This is a genomic window from Kitasatospora sp. NPDC034035 (assembly GCF_055575755.1).
Genome location: NZ_JBVISA010000013.1, coordinates 1 through 17,296 on the forward strand (window position 1 = coordinate 1; position 17,296 = coordinate 17,296).

The 17,296-nt window shown below is 74.1% G+C and carries 15 protein-coding genes; 7 read left to right on the top strand and 8 right to left on the bottom strand.

Going from position 1 to position 17,296, the window contains the following annotated elements; translation table 11 throughout:
* Window positions 1-263 precede the first annotated feature (263 nt).
* Both ACZ52J_RS19615 and ACZ52J_RS19620 read left to right on the top strand, forming a co-directional pair.
* Window positions 264-671, top strand: a complete 408-nt coding sequence (locus ACZ52J_RS19615; protein ID WP_360496693.1) for a YciI family protein — start codon at window positions 264-266, stop codon at window positions 669-671.
* Between the two features lie 7 nt (window positions 672-678).
* Complete coding sequence (locus tag ACZ52J_RS19620) at window positions 679-1,830, top strand: RNA polymerase sigma factor (protein WP_465620301.1); 1,152 nt, start codon at window positions 679-681, stop codon at window positions 1,828-1,830.
* A 29-nt stretch (window positions 1,831-1,859) separates the two neighbouring features.
* Here the strand turns inward: ACZ52J_RS19620 and ACZ52J_RS19625 are convergent, their stop codons facing one another.
* The 5 genes from ACZ52J_RS19625 to ACZ52J_RS19645 form a co-directional block, all read right to left on the bottom strand.
* Entirely contained in the window at window positions 1,860-3,170 is a 1,311-nt protein-coding gene (locus ACZ52J_RS19625) for a DUF58 domain-containing protein (RefSeq protein ID WP_465620303.1), read from the bottom strand.
* A gap of 114 nt (window positions 3,171-3,284) precedes the next feature.
* A complete protein-coding gene (locus ACZ52J_RS19630; RefSeq protein ID WP_465620305.1) occupies window positions 3,285-4,298 on the bottom strand; it encodes an AAA family ATPase in 1,014 nt (337 codons plus the stop codon).
* The gene (locus ACZ52J_RS19635) at window positions 4,295-5,515 is read right to left on the bottom strand and encodes a DUF4350 domain-containing protein (RefSeq protein WP_465620306.1); all 1,221 of its coding nucleotides are present in this window, start codon (window positions 5,513-5,515) and stop codon (window positions 4,295-4,297) included. The genes ACZ52J_RS19630 and ACZ52J_RS19635 overlap by 4 nt, the downstream gene beginning before the upstream one ends.
* On the bottom strand, window positions 5,512-6,264 hold the full coding sequence (locus ACZ52J_RS19640; protein ID WP_465620308.1) for a DUF4129 domain-containing protein: 753 nt from the start codon (window positions 6,262-6,264) through the stop codon (window positions 5,512-5,514). Before ACZ52J_RS19640 ends, ACZ52J_RS19635 begins: the two co-directional genes overlap by 4 nt.
* 5 nt (window positions 6,265-6,269) lie before the next feature.
* Window positions 6,270-7,466, bottom strand: a complete 1,197-nt coding sequence (locus tag ACZ52J_RS19645) for a DUF7847 domain-containing protein (RefSeq protein WP_465620310.1) — start codon at window positions 7,464-7,466, stop codon at window positions 6,270-6,272.
* A 288-nt stretch (window positions 7,467-7,754) separates the two neighbouring features.
* On the opposite strand from ACZ52J_RS19645, the gene mtrA reads away from it, so the two are divergent.
* The 3 genes from mtrA to ACZ52J_RS19660 all read left to right on the top strand — a co-directional run bounded on the left by mtrA (window position 7,755) and on the right by ACZ52J_RS19660 (window position 12,418).
* Entirely contained in the window at window positions 7,755-8,432 is a 678-nt protein-coding gene (gene mtrA / locus ACZ52J_RS19650; protein ID WP_030061806.1) for an MtrAB system response regulator MtrA, read from the top strand.
* A gap of 112 nt (window positions 8,433-8,544) precedes the next feature.
* A complete protein-coding gene (gene mtrB / locus ACZ52J_RS19655) occupies window positions 8,545-10,545 on the top strand; it encodes an MtrAB system histidine kinase MtrB (protein ID WP_360497224.1) in 2,001 nt (666 codons plus the stop codon).
* Complete coding sequence (locus ACZ52J_RS19660; RefSeq protein WP_465620312.1) at window positions 10,520-12,418, top strand: LpqB family beta-propeller domain-containing protein; 1,899 nt, start codon at window positions 10,520-10,522, stop codon at window positions 12,416-12,418. The genes mtrB and ACZ52J_RS19660 overlap by 26 nt, the downstream gene beginning before the upstream one ends.
* A 74-nt stretch (window positions 12,419-12,492) precedes the next feature.
* Here ACZ52J_RS19660 and ACZ52J_RS19665 read toward each other — a convergent pair whose 3' ends face one another.
* Window positions 12,493-13,236 carry a ComF family protein gene (locus ACZ52J_RS19665; RefSeq protein ID WP_465620314.1) on the bottom strand — a complete coding sequence of 248 codons (744 nt, stop codon included), beginning with the start codon at window positions 13,234-13,236 and terminating at the stop codon, window positions 12,493-12,495.
* A 379-nt stretch (window positions 13,237-13,615) separates the two neighbouring features.
* On the opposite strand from ACZ52J_RS19665, the gene hpf reads away from it, so the two are divergent.
* Together hpf and ACZ52J_RS19675 are read left to right on the top strand one after the other, a co-directional pair.
* Window positions 13,616-14,308, top strand: a complete 693-nt coding sequence (gene hpf / locus ACZ52J_RS19670; protein WP_465620316.1) for a ribosome hibernation-promoting factor, HPF/YfiA family — start codon at window positions 13,616-13,618, stop codon at window positions 14,306-14,308.
* A gap of 203 nt (window positions 14,309-14,511) precedes the next feature.
* Complete coding sequence (locus tag ACZ52J_RS19675) at window positions 14,512-15,264, top strand: response regulator transcription factor (RefSeq protein ID WP_360496717.1); 753 nt, start codon at window positions 14,512-14,514, stop codon at window positions 15,262-15,264.
* Between the two features lie 85 nt (window positions 15,265-15,349).
* Here the strand turns inward: ACZ52J_RS19675 and ACZ52J_RS19680 are convergent, their stop codons facing one another.
* Entirely contained in the window at window positions 15,350-16,561 is a 1,212-nt protein-coding gene (locus ACZ52J_RS19680) for a winged helix-turn-helix domain-containing protein (protein ID WP_465620318.1), read from the bottom strand.
* Window positions 16,562-16,678: 117 nt separating this feature from the next.
* Window positions 16,679-17,236, bottom strand: a complete 558-nt coding sequence (locus ACZ52J_RS19685) for a GNAT family N-acetyltransferase (protein ID WP_360496723.1) — start codon at window positions 17,234-17,236, stop codon at window positions 16,679-16,681.
* Window positions 17,237-17,296: the final 60 nt, after the last annotated feature.

The following is a 17,296-nucleotide window of genomic DNA, read 5'->3' on the forward strand; positions in this document are numbered from 1 at the left end:
CCGATGGTACTGCAGGGGGGACCCTGTGGGAGAGTAGGACGCCGCCGAACAATCTTTCAGAAGAACCCCCATCCGGATCCCGGATGGGGGTTCTTTGCATTTCCGGGCCCATCCACGAGAGTCACGAGGGGCACAAGAGCCACGAGGGTCCGGAGGGATGGGCCAAAAAATCTTGGCCGGCGGTGTCGAGAACCCGTGGCGGGCTCCGTCCCCGGGGTGAACGCGACCACAATGGGTCGCAACAGCACCGAGGGAGAAGCACGATGGCCAAGTACCTGCTGCTCAAGCACTACCGAGGCGCCCCGGCTGCGGTGAACTGCACGCCGATGGACCAGTGGACGCAGGAGGAGATCTCCGCGCACATCCGGTACATGCAGGACTTCGCGGCCCGGCTGGAGAAGACCGGCGAGTTCGTCGACGGCCAGGCGGTCGCGGCCGAGGGGACGTGGGTCCGGTACGACGGCGAGGGCCGCCCGCCGGTCACCGACGGCCCGTTCGCGGAGACCAAGGACCTCATCGCCGGCTGGATGGTGATCGACGTCGACAGCTACGAGCGCGCCGTCGAGCTGGCCGGGGAGCTGTCGGCCGCGCCCGGGGCGGGCGGGAAGCCGATCCACGAGTGGCTGGAGCTGCGTCCGTTCCTGGCCGCGCCGCCGACCATCACGGAGTGACCTCCCGATGAACGAGGCCCTGCTTCGGAGCCTCACGCCGAGCGTGCTCGGGATCCTCGTCCGCCGCGGAGCAGACTTCGCGGCGGCCGAGGACGCCGTGCAGGAGGCGCTGGTGGAGGCGGTCCGCGTCTGGCCGGTCGACCAGCCGCGGGATCCGAAGGGCTGGCTGGTCACGGTGGCCTGGCGTAAGTTCCTCGACGCGGCCCGGTCGGACACCGCTCGCCGTCGGCGTGAGGACCTGGTCGACCAGGAGCCGGAGCCGGGGCCCGCGGCGGAGGCGGACGACACGCTCCGGCTCTACTTCCTGTGTGCCCACCCGTCGTTGACGCCGTCGTCCGCGGTCGCGCTCACCCTGCGGGCCGTGGGCGGTCTGACCACCCGCCAGATCGCCGAGGCCTATCTGGTGCCGGAGGCGACCATGGCCCAGCCGATCAGCCGGGCCAAGCGCACCGTCTCCGGTGTGCGGCTCGACCGGCCCGGTGACCTCTCCACCGTGCTGCGCGTCCTCTACCTGGTGTTCAACGAGGGCTACGCCGGGGACGTCGACCTCGCCGCCGAGGCCATCCGGCTCACCCGGCAGCTCGCGGCCGCGATCGACCACCCCGAGGTGGCGGGGCTGCTGGCCCTCATGCTGCTGCACCACGCCCGGCGGGCCGGCCGGATCGCGGCCGACGGCGCTCTGGTGCCGCTGGCCGAGCAGGACCGCGGCAGGTGGGACACCGGGTTGATCGCGGAGGGCGTCGAGATCCTGCAGGCGGCCCTCGCCCGCGACCGGCTGGGCGAGTTCCAGGCCCAGGCCGCCGTCGCGGCGCTGCACGCCGACGCGCAGACCGCCGAGGAGACGGACTGGGTGCAGATCGTCGAGTGGTACGACGAGCTCGTGCGGCTGACCGACAGCCCGGTCGTCCGGCTCAACCGCGCGGTGGCGGTCGGTGAGGCGGACGGTCCGCGCGCCGGGCTGGCGGCGCTCGCCGAGCTGGACGACTCGCTGCCCCGCCACGCCGCGGTGGCGGCGTACCTCCACGAGCGTGACGGTGACCCGGGGACGGCGGCGCGGCTGTACGTCGAGGCGGCGCACAAGGCGTCCAACCTCGCCGAGCGCGACCATCTGACGCGTCAGGCGGCCCGGCTCAACGCCGGGTTGGATGCCCGTCAGTGACGCTGAGAGTGCCGGCCGGGGCGAGCGGGTCAGAGGCGGCCGGCCGCCTTCAGCGCCAGGTAGGTGTCGGCCAGGGCCGGGGCGATCCGCGCGGGCGGGGCGTCGAGGACGGTGACGCCGTGGCGGGTGAGGCGCTCGGCGGTGGCGCGGCGGTCGGCGCGGGTCTGCTCGGCGGCCGCGGCGCCGTAGACCGCCTCGACGGTGCCGCGGCCAGCGGCGAGGAAGTCCAGCTGCGGGTCGGCGACGGAGGCGAGGACGACCTCGTGGCGCTTGGTGAGCAGCGGCAGCAGCGGGCGCAGGCCGTCCTCGACCGGGGCCGCGTCGAGGCCGGTGAGCAGGACGATCAGCGAGCGGTGCGGCGCCATCTTGAGGGCGGTGGAGACCAGCGAGCGCATGTCGGTCTCGTGCAGCGCGGGTTCCAGGCCGGCCATCGCGTTGGTGAAGGCGGGCAGCACCTCGTGGGCCGAGCTGCCGGCCACGGCGACGCGCTTGTGGGCGTCGTGGGCGAGCAGGTCGACGCGGTCCCCGGCGCGGGTGGCGAGGGCGGTCAGCAGCAGGGCCGCGTCGAGGGCGGCGTCCAGGCGGGGGGCGTCGCCGACGCGGCCGGCCGAGGTGCGGCCGGTGTCGAGGACGACGAGGATGTGCCGGTCGCGTTCGGGGCGCCAGGTGCGGACGGCGACGGTGTTGCGGCGGGCGCTGGCGCGCCAGTCGATGGAGCGGACGTCGTCGCCGGGCAGGTACTCGCGCAGGGCGTCGAACTCGGTGCCCTGGCCGCGGGTCAACACCGAGGTGCGGCCGTCGAGTTCGCGCAGGCGGGCGAGCCGGGAGGGCAGGTGCTTGCGGCTGGCGAACGGGGGGAGCGCCCGGACCGTCCAGGGGACCAGGTGCGAGCCCTGGCGGGCGGCCAGGCCGAGCGGGCCGAGCGAGCGGACCGTCACCCGGTGGGCGTGGTGGTCGCCGCGGCGGGTCGGGGTGAGCACGGTGACGGTCCGGCGCCGTTCGCCGCCCGGGATGGTCAGGGTGTGCCGGGAGGCGGCCTCGGCGGTGCCGGGGCGCCAGGCGGACGGGGCCCAGGCGTCCCGGACCAGGGCCCGGAGGAGGTGTCCGGACGGGTTGGTGACGGTCAGCTCGACCGAGGCGGGCTCGCCCAGCCGGACGGTGGTGTCGCCGCCCCGCTCGAACCGCAGGCCGCGGACGGGGGCGGCGAGCACCAGGTCGGCCACGACGGCGAGCAGGACCGCGCCGGTGACCAGCCAGATCCCGGCCGCCGACGGCAGCAGCAGGCCCACGACGAGCGCGCCGAGCGCGGCGAGCAGGGCGGTTCGCCCGGTGAGGGCCATGCGGTGCGCTCCTTCGGAGACCCGTCGTCCGCAGACCCGCGACGCCAACGGGCGACGGACAGCGGGCGACGGGAAGCGGGCGGCGGATCGGCTGGATCGGGCGGATCGGGTGGATCAGCGGGGTGCGGGCGTCTGGGCGAGGACGGCCTGGATGACGGAGTCGGCGGTGACGCCCTCCATCTCGGCCTCGGCGCGCAGCGCGACCCGGTGCCGCAGGGTGGGCAGGGCGAGCGCCTTGACGTCGTCCGGGGTGACGTAGTCGCGGCCCGCCAGCCAGGCCCAGGCCCGCGAGGCGGCGAGCAGGGCGGTGGCGCCGCGCGGGGAGACGCCGATGGACAGCGACGGGGACTGCCGGGTGGCCCGGCAGAGGTCGACGATGTAGGCGAGGACGTCGGGGGAGACGGTCAGCTTGGCGATCTGCGCGCGGGCGGCGGCGAGGTGCTCGGGCCCGGCGACCGGGCGGACGCCGGCCGCGGCGAGGTCGCGGGGGTCGAAGCCGGCGGCGTGTCGGGAGAGGACCTGGAACTCCTGGTCACGGTCGGGCAGCGGCAGGACCAGCTTGAGCAGGAAGCGGTCCAGCTGGGCCTCGGGCAGCGGGTAGGTGCCCTCGTACTCGACCGGGTTCTGGGTCGCGGCGACCATGAACGGCACCGGCAGCGCGCGCGGCTCGCCGTCCACCGTGACCTGGCGCTCCTCCATGGCCTCCAGCAGGGCGGCCTGGGTCTTCGGAGGGGTGCGGTTGATCTCGTCGGCGAGCAGCAGGTTGGTGAAGACCGGGCCGGGCTGGAAGGAGAACTCGGCGGTGCGGGCGTCGTAGACGAGCGAGCCGGTGACGTCGCCGGGCATCAGGTCGGGGGTGAACTGGATGCGCTTGGTCTCCAGGCTGAGCGCGGTGGAGAGGGTGCGGATCAGCAGGGTCTTGGCGACGCCGGGGACGCCCTCCAGCAGCACGTGGCCGCCGCACAGGAGCGCGACCACCAGCCCGGTGACGGCGGCGTCCTGGCCGACCACGGCCTTGCCGATCTCGGCGCGCAGAGCGGTCAGCGCCGCCCGCGGGTCGGTGCTGCCGGGGGTGGCGGTCGCCGTGCCGGGAACGGCGCGGAGCTGGGCGGTTGCCTGGTCGGTCACGGGTTCCGGACCTGCCTTTCGAGGGTGTCGAGGTCGTCGGCGAGCCGCAGCAGCGCGGCGTCGTCGGTCGGGGGCGGGCCGTACAGCAGGGCCCGGACGTCCCCGGCGGGCCGGTCGGGGAGCCGGTCGGCCACGGCCGCGCAGAACGCTTCGGGGTCGGGCACGCCGGCCTGGAGCGGGACGCCCAGGGCCGGGGCGAGACGGTGGGAGGCGGCGCGGCGCAGGGCCTCGGCGGCGCGGCCGCGGGCCTTGGCCCGCCGGTAGAGGCGGGCGCGGCCCTCGGTGGTCTCGGACGCGCGTACCACCACGGGCAGGTCCTCGCTGACCACCGGGCCGAGCCGGCGGCCGCGCCAGAGGGCGGCGAGTACGGCGGCGACGACGAGCTGGTAGTAGGCCCAGTGCCAGCGGCTCGGGATGAAGGCGTCGAAGCTCTTGGGGCGGGTGTCCTCGGCGAGTGGGGCGGAGTAGTCCGGCAGGTGCCAGGTGAGGCGGGGCTGCGAGCCGAGCAGGCCGAGCGCGAGGGAGGCGTCGCCGTCCTTGGCGAGCTGCTCGTTCTGCAGGAAGGCGCCGCTGCCGAGCACGATGACCTCGCCGCCGTCGACCGGGGTGGAGACCAGCGGGTAGCCGTGGCCGCGCGGGTAGCAGCCCTCGCCGCGGCTGCCGCTGGTGTAGAGCATGCCGCCCAGGTGGGCGCTGCCGGCCCGGGCGGCCTCGATGAGCGAGCAGTCCGCGGGGGCGCTGCGGACGGTGGCGTACGGCAGACCGCCGTCCTCCTCGGACAGCCGGATGCCGGGGGCGAGCGCCGAGAGGGCGGCCGGGCCCGGGGTGATCAGGACGAGCCGCCGGTGCCGGGCGGCCGCGATGGCGCGCAGCTGGGCGGGGTCGAGCAGATCGGGTTCGGGCAGCACGAGGGTGTCGGGGCCGGCCGGGCCGGCGGTCGGGTCGGTGGTGAACTCGGCCTTGAGGCCCTGGTGTTCGAGCAGCGCGACGACGGCGTGGGCGCCGTTGCGGTCGTATGAGCGGGGGTCGAGCGGCGGGTAGCGGTGGTCCTGGCCGAGGGAGGTCACGGCGACGGCGCCGATCAGCAGGGCGGTGAGGAAGGCCAGGTACCAGCGGGCCCGGCGCCACAGGCCGCGCGGGGTGGGGGCGAGGCTGGTCGGGGCGGCGCCGGAGGGCGCCTCGGCCACGGGCGGCGGCGCGGGGACGGTGGCGGTCATGCCGTTCCTCCCGAGGCCGGGGGCGAAGCCGAGGCCGGAGTAGAGGCCGGAGCCGGAGTCGGAGTCGGAGCCGAGACCGGGGCAGCCGCCGCCGGGTTCGGCGCGAGGACCGGGCGGGAGCGTTCCAGCGTCCGGTCGAGCTCGTGCAGCAGCCGGTACGCGGCCTGGTCGGCGGCGCGTTCGCCGTACGCGATGTCGTCGAAGGTCCGGGCGGCCGCGGACAGCGCGGCGGCGTGCTCGGGCAGCGCCCGGCCGGCCTCGGCGGCGGCCTCGTCGGCGGTGCGGCCGGGGCGGGAGTCGAGCAGGGTGCGCTCCTCCAGGCCCCGTACCAGGGCGCGCATCTGCTCGCGGACGGCCTCGGCCCAGCGCCCGGCGGCGGCGTGCTCGGCGGCGTCCGCCCGGTACTGCGCGGCGCTGCGCGGACCCTCGACGCCGTACACGTCGCCGATGGTGCGGGCGGCGCGTCGGGGCGCGCCAAGGCGCCACCAGAGGGCGGCGGCGATCAGCACGGCGACGATCAGGAAGAGCACCAGGCCGGTGGTGCCGTCGGTGCCGCCGCCGGAGATGCTGTCGAGCGCGCCCGATATGCGGTCCCAGAACCAGTCCGTGGCGCGTTGCAGGATCGACGGGTCGTGCTTGTGGTACTCGGCGTTGAGCAGCTCGTCCCGGGCGGCGTCGCGCGCGGGATCGCGCGGGACGGTGACCGGGGCGCCGCTCGCGGCGAGAAGCCTGTCCCCCCAGCTAGGCATGCGGCTCAGCGCCTCGCCGGCGTCTGGTCGGCCTGCTCGCCCCAGCCGGTGCCGCCGTACTCGGGCAGTCCGGCGGCGCGGGCGAGCTCGATGTCCAGGGCCTCGCGGCGGATCCGCTGGTCGACGTAGACCAGCACGCCGACGGCGGCCATGAAGGGAGTGGTGAGGGTGCCGGCGATGATCCCGGCGACGGCCATGACGGCCACCATCCAGGCGCCCTGCTGGGTCGTGTCGCCCAGACCCTGGCTGTCGAGGCTCTCGAAGCCCAGCAGTACGCCGATGAAGCGGAACGGGACGGCGATGACCACCGCGACGACCAGCGACAGCAGCTTGCTCACCAGGGTGATGCCGAAGACCCGCCACCAGGAACCGCGGACCAGGCGCCGCGAGCGCGACAGCGCGGTGACCACGCCCTGCTTCTCCAGCATCAGCGCGGGGGCGGCCAGGCCGAAGCGGACCCACAGCCAGGCGGCCACCGGCAGGGCCAGCAGGCCGACGAGGAACAGCAGTCCGGTGGTCGCGGGCTCGTTGGCGCCGCCGGCGCTGTAACCGATCAGCGGGGCGAAGCCGAGCAGGGCCACACCGGGGCCCATCAGGACGGTGAGCACGGTGAGTCCGAGCAGCTGCAGCATCCGCGGCCGGGCGTCGCGCCAGGCCTCCCCGGCGGTCGCGGAGCGGCCGAGGACGGCGCGGCTCACGACGATGGTGAGCAGCGCGGCGGCGAGCACGTCGAGCAGCAGTTGCAGCGGCAGGGCGGCCAGCAGTCGCAGGGTCTGGGTGGCGGCGCCGGTCTTGCCCTTGACGAGGAGGTCCACCAGGACGGCCCCGCCCTGGGCGACCACGGCGATGCCGAGCGAGAGGGCGAGGACCGTCCGCCACTGTCGGCGGACAGTACTGACGGCGCCGTCGAGCAACTCGCCGACTCCGAGCGGGCGCAGCGGGATGACGCCCGGCTTGGGGCTCTGCGGCGCGCCCCAGCCGTACGGGCGGTGGCCGCCGGGGGGCTGCTGCCCCCGCTGCGGCCGGCCGTACTGGTCGTACTGAGCCTGCTGGCCCTGCTGGGCCTGGTCGGTCCAGCCGGGGGTGGCCTGCGGTGGTGCCGACGGTCCGGGCACGGCGGCGGACGCGTCGACCGGGGGCCGGACGCCGTCGCGGGGTGGCTCGGACGAGCCGGGCGAGGCCCAGCCCGGAGTGTCGGTCATCACTGCTCCTCGAAGGGGCGTCGTGGGCGCGGCTCCGGACGGATCTTCCGCCCGCGCGCAGCGCCAATCGTGCCATGGGGCCGGAGCAGGCCCCATGGGGATCCGGTTGCTGATCGGCAACGGGGGGCCGCGGCGGGTCGGGCGGCGGGCCGCGGACGGTTCGGAGGTGCTCGGACGGGGGTCATTCGCCCGGTATGGCCGGAATTAGCCGGTCGGTGGAGTTGGCCGTTCTGGCGCATTGGCACTGCTGTGCGGCAGGTCACAATCCGGTAATGAGAGGATGGACGCATGAAGGGACGCGTCCTCGTCGTTGATGACGACTCCGCACTGGCCGAGATGCTCGGCATCGTGCTGCGTGGTGAGGGTTTTGAGCCGTTTTTCGTCGCGGATGGAGACAAGGCACTAGCCGCGTTCCGGGAGACCAAGCCCGACCTGGTCCTGCTCGACCTGATGCTGCCCGGCCGGGACGGCATCGACGTGTGTCGACAGATCCGGGCCGAGTCCGGCATCCCGATCGTCATGCTGACCGCGAAGACCGACACGGTCGACGTCGTGGTGGGCCTGGAGTCGGGTGCCGACGACTACGTCACCAAGCCGTTCAAGCCCAAGGAACTGGTGGCCCGGGTGCGGGCCCGACTGCGCCGTGCCGAGGAGCCGACGCCCGAGCAGCTGACCATCGGCGACCTGGTGATCGACGTGGCCGGCCACTCGGTGAAGCGGGACGGCCGGGGCATCCCGCTGACCCCGCTGGAGTTCGACTTGCTGGTCGCGCTGGCCCGCAAGCCCTGGCAGGTGTTCACCCGCGAGGTGCTGCTGGAGCAGGTCTGGGGCTACCGCCACGCGGCGGACACCCGCCTGGTCAACGTCCATGTGCAGCGCCTCCGGTCCAAGATCGAGAAGGACCCGGAGCGCCCCGAGATCGTGGTGACCGTCCGCGGCGTCGGCTACAAGGCCGGACCCAGCTGACGTGACGGACCGGGCTGACGAGACCCCGTCGGGTACCGCGACCGACGGGGCCGGGGCCGTGCGCGGGGACGTGCTGAGTTCGACCACCCGCCGCCGGCGCGGCCCGGCCGGCATGGTCGGACTGGCGAAGCGTCAGCTGCGCCGTCCCGCCCGCCGGGCGGCCGCGCTGTACCACCGGTCGATCCAGCTGCGCGTGGTCGCCGTGTCACTGCTGGCATCCATCGCGGTGGTCCTGGTGCTGGGCGTGGTCGTCGTGGCGCAGGTGCGCACCGGCCTGCTCGACACCAAGATGGACGCCGCCCGGGCGCAGGCCAGGATCGGCTTCCAGGTCGAGCAGAAGAAGATCGACGAGGCCAGGGACCAGAAACTGCGGGGCACCGCGGACCCGACCGTCGACGAGACCGGCACCTGGCTGCTGCGCCAGGTCAACGACCTGGCCGGGAGCGGGCAGACCGTCTACTCGGTGATCGCGATGGCCCCCGGCACCGGCGCCGTCGTCCCGGACACCGGCGGCTTCGCGCCGCGCTACTCGGGCGACATCCAGCCCAGCAGCATCCCGGACACCCTGCGGGCCAAGCTCGACTCCGAGCCCGGCCAGATGTTCGACCAGCCGACCCGGATCCACCGCTCGCCCGAGAGCGGCGGGAAGTCCGAGCCCGGGCTGGCCCTCGGCATGCAGTTCAGCGGCCCGGCCGGGTACAGCTACCAGATGTTCTACGTGTTCTCCTTCGGCCAGGAGACCGACACCCTCAACCTGGTCACCGGCACCCTGGCGACCGCCGGCGTGTTCGTGGTGATCCTGATGGGCGGCATCGCCTGGGTCGTGGTGCGCCAGGTGGTCACCCCGGTCCGGATGGCCGCCGGGATCTCCGAGCGGCTCGCCGACGGACGCCTGGAAGAGCGGATGAAGGTGACCGGGACGGACGACATCGCCCGCCTCGGGGAATCCTTCAACCGGATGGCCAACGCCCTGCAGGCGCAGATCCGCCAGTTGGAGGAGCTGTCCCGGGTGCAGCGGCGCTTCGTCTCGGACGTCTCGCACGAGCTGCGCACCCCGCTGACCACGGTCCGGATGGCCGCCGACCTCATCTACGACAGCCGCGAGGACCTGGACCCGATGGCGGCCCGCTCGGCGGAGCTGCTGCAGGGCCAGCTGGACCGCTTCGAGTCGCTGCTCGCGGACCTGCTGGAGATCAGCCGCTTCGACGCCGGAGCCGCGATCCTGGACGCCGAGCCGGTCGACCTGCGGGAGATCGTCGGCCGCGTGGTGGAGGCCGCCGATCCGCTGGCGCAGGCCAAGGGCAGCACCATCGTGATCCGCGGCGACGGCGAGCCGGTGCTCGCCGAGGTGGACTCCCGCCGGATCGAGCGCATCCTGCGCAACCTGGTGGTCAACGCGCTGGAGCACGGCGAGGGCCGCGACGTGGTGGTCCGGCTGGGCTCGGCGGACGGCGCGGTCGCGGTCGGCGTGCGCGACTACGGCATCGGCCTCAAGCCCGGCGAGGCGTCCCGGGTGTTCCACCGCTTCTGGCGGGCCGACCCGTCCCGGGTGCGGACCACCGGCGGCACCGGCCTCGGCCTGTCCATCGCCGTCGAGGACGCCCACCTGCACGGCGGCTGGCTCCAGGCCTGGGGCGAGCCCGGCGGGGGCTCGCACTTCCGGCTCACCCTGCCGCGCACCCGCGGCGGCGACATCTCCCGGGCGCCGTTCCGGTTGGAACCGGAGGACTCCCGCAACAACCGGGGCCTGGGCACGTACGGCACGCCGTACCGGCGGGCGATCAGCCCGGTCGGCTCGACGGCGCTGACCGCCACCGAGGAGCCCGCGGAGGCGCCGGACGGCGTCGGCGTCGGCGCCGGTCTCGGCAGCGGGCTCGGCGGGGTGCTGAACATCGGCCCCGGCCTCGGCCGGAGTCGAATGCCCGAGGGCCCGCGTTCGGACCCCTCGGACGTGCGGACGGCGGGAGCCGGTTACGGGGCGACCGGCGCCCAGGTCATGGTGGACCCGACGCCCGGACGGCCGTCGGTGGCACAGCGGACGGCGGAGCCGGACGTGACGGGTGGGACGGACGTGGAGGGGTCGCAGCGTGCGAGGGACGAGCAAGAGGACTGAGCCGCGGCTCCTCGCGGTGACCGGCGCGCTGCTCGCCCTGATGGCGAGCGGCTGCGCGGCCATGCCGGACTCCGGCGGCATCACCAGGGTGGAGCTGGGCCAGGGCTCGGCGGACAAGAACCTGCAGGCCAGGGTCTACCCGGTGGCACCCGGCAAGGGCGCCAAGCCGCACGAGCTGCTGACCGGGTTCCTGGACGCGGTGACCGCCGACGAGGGGTACGAGACCGCGCGCAAGTACCTCACCGAGAGCGCCGCCGCGGCCTGGAAGCCGGACGCCGGGATCCGGGTGCTCTCGTCCACGACCATCCCCAGCGGTCAGGACGTCACCGACGCCGACACCCTGGCCCCGGTGACCGTGACGGTGAGCGGACAGTTGGTCGCCGGCGTCGACGAGAAGCACTCCTACCTGCCGGTGGCCGGGCAGAACAACAACGTCTCCTCCGACTTCACCTTCGTCCGGGAGAAGGACGGCGAGTGGCGGATCGACAAGCTGCCGCCCGGCGTGATCATGAACGAGACCAACTTCCGGAACAGCTTCCGGCAGGTCGAGCGGTTCTTCTACACCGCGCCGGACCCGTCCGCGGTGGCCTCCGGCAACGTCGGCCAGGAGGTGCTGGTCGCCGACCCGATCTACCTGCGGCGCCGAATAGACCCGCTGACCTCGGCCGCCCAAGCGGTGGCCGACGGGCCCTCGACCTGGCTCTCGCCGGTGGTCCGGACGGCCTTCCCGAGCGGCGCCAAGGTCGACCGGGTGACCATCGACGACAGCCGGGTCGCCCACGTGCAGCTCGGCGCGGCGGACCTCGGCGAGCCGATGGCCTGCCGACGGATGGCGACCCAGCTCTTCTACACCCTCGCCGACCAGGGCAAGGGCCAGGTCGAGCGGCTGGAACTGAAGGGGCAGCGCGGCTCCTGCACCGCCAGCCGCACCGACGTGCCGGCCACCGGCCCCGGTGCCCTGGCCGGGCCGACGCCCGCGACCCAGTACTACCAGCGCGCCGACGGCGCCCTGGTGTCGACCGACGAGGGGCGCCCCGGCGACCCGGTCCACGGCGTCCTCGGCCGACCGCAGTCGAACACCAAGCCGCCGCTCGGCGCCATCGCGGTCAGCCGGGGCGGTGTCCAGGCCGCCGCGATCAGTGAGGACGGCCACCAGGTCTACTCGGTGCCGCTGGCGGACGCCGCGGTGACCCTGGGCGATCCGGTGCTCAGCTCGCCGGCGAAGTCCGGCGACAAGGAGGACGGCTTCGCCTCGCCCAGCTGGGACGGCCGCGGCGACCTCTGGGTGGTGGACCGCAACCAGCAGGGGCAGCGGGTGGTGATGGTGCGCGGCAACAAGCCGTACACCGTGCCGGTCGAGGGCCTGACCGGGCAGACCGTGCAGTCGCTGAAGATCTCCTCGGACGGTGTCCGGGTCGCCCTGGTGGTCAAGACCCCGGGTCTGGCCATCCGCTCGCTGATGTTCGGCCTGGTGGTGCACGGCGGCACCCCGCAGGCGCCGACGGTGAAGATCACCGGGCTGCGCCGGGCGGCCCCCACGCTCACCGACGTCGCCTCGGTGTCCTGGGCGGAGACCGACCAGCTGCTGGTGCTGGGCAAGGAGGCCGACCGGACCCAGCAGCTCTACTTCATCAGCACCGACGGGTCGCAGAGCACGGACACCCAGCTGCAGAGTGCCGAGAGCATGATGACCGTCGCGGCCTCCGAGTCCCGGGGGGACAGCCTGACCCAGGCGCCGCCGGTGCTCGCGATGGCCGAGGTCAAGCAGGCGGACGGCAAGCCGAGCGAGGTCAAGGCCTACCGCCTGGTCAACAACCAGTGGCGGGAGGCCCCGCTGATCGACAAGCCGCGGTCCTTCTTCTACGCGGGCTGACGCCGCGTCCGAGTGGGTTGACGCCGCGTCCGGGCGGACTGACGGGGCGGCAGCGGAGTCGGCTGCGCCCGTGGTCAGCCCGTCGGGTGCACCGAGGCGGCCGCGACCGTGGCCGCGACCGTGGCGGCGGCCCGGGCCGGCAGGCCGGCGTCGGCCAGCGCCCGGGCGGCCTCGGCGAGGCTGGCCCCGGTGGTCACCAGGTCGTCCACCAGGACGGGGTGACGGCCCGCCAGGCTCCCCAGGCCCGTTCGGGCGCGGGGCAGCACGGTGAGCGCGCCGTGCAGGTTGCGGCGCCGCTCCACCGCGTTCAGCCCGGTCTGGTCGGCGACCGGACGGGCGTGCCGCAGCAGCGGCGCGGCCCGGGCGTCCAGGCCGGCCCGGCGCAGCGAGCGGGCGGCGGCCCCGGCCAGCCGCAGCGTCGGGTCGTGGCCGCGGGCGCGGACGGCCGCACGGGTCGAGGGCATCGGCACCAGCAGCAGCGGCGCGCCACCGGCCCGCGCCCCCAGGGCGGAGCGCACCGCCCGGCCGAGGGCCTCGCCGAGCGGGCCGACCAGTCGCAGCGCGCCGCGTTCCTTGTGCGCGAGCAGCAACTGCCGGACCGGGTCGGTGTACGGGGCGGCGGCGTGCGCCCAGGGCAGCAGGGTGGGGCCGGGCAGCGCGGTGGCCAGGACGTGTCGGCAGGCCGGGCAGAGCTGCGTGCGCTCGGTGCCGCAGCCGGCGCAGTTCGCGGGGAGCAGGACGTCCAGCAGCCCGGCCAGTGCGTGGCCGAACGGTCCGCGGGCGGACGGCGGACGGGTGGGGGAGGGACGCGGCGGCACGGCTGCTCCTGACGGCGACAGGCAGGCGACAGGCACGGGGAGTGAGCAAAGGATCCGCCGTATGGGGGGTGTTGTCCAGGTATTTACCCTTACTTCACTCGTGGGGGGGTAGACAGGGTGCAGCAGCTTGACAGCCCGCTCGCAGTATCGGGTCATACCCGCCTTCCCGCCCGGGGAGGCGAAAACCCCGCGTGAGGTGTTCGATAAGGCTCCAGGGGGTTTCAACCGTCCCTGGTGGGGAGGAAGTGAGGTGAGGGCCAGTCGTTTCCCGCCGGTGGCGGGGCGCGGGGGGCCGGCAGTGGACGGGCTGGTCCAGCTGGGTCTCAGCCCGATCCGGTAGCACCCGGATCGGCGTCAGCACGAGGGATCGGAGTTCTGCGTGGACATCGTCGTCAAGGGCCGCAAGACCGAGGTGCCCAAGAGGTTCCGCGAGCACGTGGCCGAGAAGCTGGAGAAGGTCCAGAAGTTCGACGCCAAGGCGATCAGCCTCGACGTCGAGGTGTCCAAGGAGCACAACCCGCGGCAGGCCGACCGCTCCGATCGGGTGGAGATCACCCTCCGCAGCCGCGGCCCCGTCATCCGGGCCGAGGCCGCCGCCGGCGACCCGTACGCGGCGCTCGACCTGGCTTCGGCGAAGCTCGACGCGCAGCTGCGCAAGTCCGCAGACCGGCGCCGGGTGCACAAGGGCGGCGCGAACGGCCGCACCCCCATCAGCGTCGCCGAGGCGACCGCGGCCCTGGCCGCGCTGCCGGAGCCGGCGCAGGTGGCCGGGACGAACGGCGCCGTCCGCAAGACCATGATGGGATCCCTGGAAGTGGAGGGCGAAGGCCCGCTGGTGGTCCGGGAGAAGACGCACCCGGCCGCCCCGATGGCGCTCGACCAGGCGCTCTACGAGATGGAGCTGGTCGGCCACGACTTCTACCTCTTCGTGGAGAAGGACAGCGGCCTGCCCAGCGTCGTCTACCGCCGGCACGGCTACAACTACGGTGTCATCCACCTGCAGACGGACCTGCAGGCCGGGCCGGGCAGTGGCGCGGGCGGCGCGATCGGCGGGACCGACGACGAGGACTGACCGTCCGAGCAGTGATGGAGGGGTGACCCCGGTGGCCGCGGCCGCCGGGGTCACCGGCGTTTCGGGGCCGGGTGGTTCGAACCCGGTCGGGTCCCGGGCGGAGGGGTCACCCGATGCGAACTCGTCGGCGCCGGAGGGTGACCATGGCGGCTGCCGGGCGTGGAATGATTGGCGCAGGACGACTTGCGAAGGGGGAGGAGCGGATGGGGGATCACTTCGGGCTGGGGCCCGCGGCTGGGCCCGGGCTGCCGTCGGGGCCGGGGGAGGAGCCTGCGTACGCGCCGCACCGGGGTGAGCCGATCCGTGTGCTGGTGGTGGACGACCACGCGCTGTTCCGGCGGGGGCTGGAGATCGTCCTCGCGGAGGAGCCGGACATCAAGGTCGTCGGCGAGGCGGGGGACGGCGCCGAGGCCGTACTGAAGGCCGCCGACCTGCTGCCCGACATCATCCTGATGGACGTCCGGATGCCGCGCCGCAGCGGGATCGAGGCCTGTACGGCGATCAAGGACGTGGCACCCAGCACCAAGATCATCATGTTGACGATAAGCGACGAGGAAGCCGACCTCTACGAGGCGATCAAGGCGGGGGCCACCGGCTACCTGCTCAAGGAGATCTCCACCGACGAGGTCGCCACCGCGATCCGCGCGGTCGCCGACGGGCAGTCGCAGATCAGCCCGTCGATGGCATCCAAGCTGCTCACCGAGTTCAAGTCGATGATCCAGCGCCGCTCCGACGACCGGGACCTGGTGCCCGCACCCCGGCTCACCGACCGGGAGTTGGAGGTGCTCAAGCTGGTGGCGACCGGGATGAACAACCGGGAGATCGCCAAGGAGCTGTTCATCAGCGAGAACACCGTGAAGAACCACGTGCGCAACATCCTGGAGAAGCTCCAACTGCACTCCAGGATGGAGGCCGTGGTGTACGCGATGCGGGAGAAGATCCTCGAAATAGGGTGAGGGAACAGGGCGGGCCGGGCCGGACTCGCCCGTCCGGACTCGCCCGTCCCGGCCGCTTCCCCGGGTCGGACCGGGAGGGTCGGGCCTAGCCGTCCGCCAGCAGCTTCTCCAGGGGCGGGCGCAGCCGCTCGTCGTGCAGCGCTTCGACCCGTACGGTGTCGCAGCCGACCCAGGCGGCCGCCTCGCGCAGGGCCGTCGCCAGCGGCTCGAGGTGCCGGCCGTCACGTCCTCGATCGCCGTGCAGCGAGACCTGCCGGGCGACCAGGGTGCGGCCCTCGCGGGCCGGGTCGACCCGGCCGACCAGCCGGCCGCCGGCCAGCAGCGGCATCGCGAAGTAGCCGTGCACCCGCTTGTGCTTGGGGGTGTAGGCCTCCAGCCGGTGCGACATGCCGAAGATCCGTTCGGTGCGCGCGCGGTCCCAGACCAGCGAGTCGAACGGCGAGAGCAGCGTGGTGCGGTGGCGTCCGCGCGGGGTGGTGGCCAGGGCGGCCGGGTCGGCCCAGGCCGGGGCCGGGGCGCCGTCCGGGCCCCAGCCGGCCACCTCGACCGGGACGAGCCCGCAGTCGGCGAGCACCGGGTCCAACTCCTCGGCGCGCAGCCGGTGGTAGTCCAGCAGGTCGGCCCGGGTGGCCACGCCGAGCGCGGCGCCGGCCTGGGCGACCAGGGTGCGCACGCAGTCCTCGTCCGACCGCTCCTGCCCGAACAGCGCCTCCGGGATGGCCTGTTCGGCCAGCGCGTAGACGCGCTTCCAGCTCCGGCGCTCGGTGCAGACCACGTCGCCGAAGGCCAGTGCCCGCTCGACCGCGATCTTGGTGTCGGACCAGTCCCACCACTCGGCGGTCTTCTTGGCGCCGCCCAACTCCGTGGAGGTCAACGGGCCCTCGGCGCGCAGCTTGTCGAGCACCAGCCGGTAGGTCTCGGGGGTGACCTGGTGGCCCCAGAGGTGCCCGCGGTCGCGGTAGCGGCGCCGCCGGAAGGCGAACAGCGGCCACTCCTCGACCGGCAGGACACAGGCCGCGTGCGACCAGTACTCGAAGCTCGTGCCGCCGCCCCAGTACGCCGCCTCGACGGCCGGGCGGCCGACCGCACCGAGGCGGGCGTACGGCACCAGCTCGTGCGAGCGGGCGAGCACCGAGATGGTGTCCAGCTGGACGGCGCCCAGGTGCCGCAACACCCCGCGCACCCCGGCCCGGCGGTCGGGCGCGCCCAGCAGCCCCTGGGCTCGCAGGACGATCCGGCGGGCGTCGTCGGCGCTCAGGACGGTGACGGGGTTGCTGTGCGCGGCTGCGGCGGTCATGCCGGCGAGCGTAGTCCGGGGCACTGACACCGGTCCCGGGCGCGGACACCGGCCCCAGGCACGGACGCCGGCCGCGGCCCCGGTGCCCGGGGCCCGGGGCCCGGGGCCGGAAGGGGTTCAGTCCAGGTCGGCGGCCAGCAGCGAGGCGACCCAGGCGTCGTGGAAGACGCCGCGCTGCTCGGCGTACGAGCGCAGCGTGCCCTCGAAGCGGTAGCCGACCCGCTCGGCGACCGCGCGGGAGCCGTCGTTGCCGACGTAGGCCTGCCATTCCAGGCGGCGCAGGCCGAGCTCGCGCAGGCCGAAGCGGGAGACCGCGCGGGCGGCCTCGACCGTGTAGCCGCGGCCGCGGAACTCCTTCGCGGCCCACCAGCCGATCTCGGCGCAGCCCGGGTCGTTCTGGCGCAGAACGAGCCCCTGGGAGCCGACCAGGGCGCCGGACTCGCGCTCGAACACGCACCAGATCCGGTTCGCGCCGGTGTGCCAGCCGCTGGGGGCGAGATCGCGTACGAAGAACTCCGCGTCCTCGCGCCGGTACGGCGAGGGGACCACTGTCCAGCGCTGGATCTCGGCGTCCTGGCAGGCGGCGAAGACGGCGTCGATGTCCGATTCCCGCGGGGCGCGCAGCACGAGGCGCTCGGTGACGAGGGTGACCGGTTCGGTGCGGGGTTCTTCCATGAACGGATTATTTCTCCGAATAAGGAAGGCGGGCATCCGATTATGCGGCCAACTCCTCGA

Excerpts from the sequence above, each read along its gene's own strand:
- ACZ52J_RS19615 (WP_360496693.1), top strand. The coding sequence starts at position 264 with ATGGCCAAGTACCTGCTGCTCAAGCACTACCGAGGCGCCCCGGCTGCG.
- ACZ52J_RS19620 (WP_465620301.1), top strand. The coding sequence starts at position 679 with ATGAACGAGGCCCTGCTTCGGAGCCTCACGCCGAGCGTGCTCGGGATC.
- ACZ52J_RS19625 (WP_465620303.1), bottom strand. The coding sequence starts at position 3,170 with ATGGCCCTCACCGGGCGAACCGCCCTGCTCGCCGCGCTCGGCGCGCTC.
- ACZ52J_RS19635 (WP_465620306.1), bottom strand. The coding sequence starts at position 5,515 with ATGACCGCCACCGTCCCCGCGCCGCCGCCCGTGGCCGAGGCGCCCTCC.
- ACZ52J_RS19640 (WP_465620308.1), bottom strand. The coding sequence starts at position 6,264 with ATGCCTAGCTGGGGGGACAGGCTTCTCGCCGCGAGCGGCGCCCCGGTC.
- ACZ52J_RS19645 (WP_465620310.1), bottom strand. The coding sequence starts at position 7,466 with ATGACCGACACTCCGGGCTGGGCCTCGCCCGGCTCGTCCGAGCCACCC.
- mtrA (WP_030061806.1), top strand. The coding sequence starts at position 7,755 with ATGAAGGGACGCGTCCTCGTCGTTGATGACGACTCCGCACTGGCCGAG.
- mtrB (WP_360497224.1), top strand. The coding sequence starts at position 8,545 with ATGGTCGGACTGGCGAAGCGTCAGCTGCGCCGTCCCGCCCGCCGGGCG.
- ACZ52J_RS19675 (WP_360496717.1), top strand. The coding sequence starts at position 14,512 with ATGGGGGATCACTTCGGGCTGGGGCCCGCGGCTGGGCCCGGGCTGCCG.
- ACZ52J_RS19680 (WP_465620318.1), bottom strand. The coding sequence starts at position 16,561 with ATGACCGCCGCAGCCGCGCACAGCAACCCCGTCACCGTCCTGAGCGCC.
- ACZ52J_RS19685 (WP_360496723.1), bottom strand. The coding sequence starts at position 17,236 with ATGGAAGAACCCCGCACCGAACCGGTCACCCTCGTCACCGAGCGCCTC.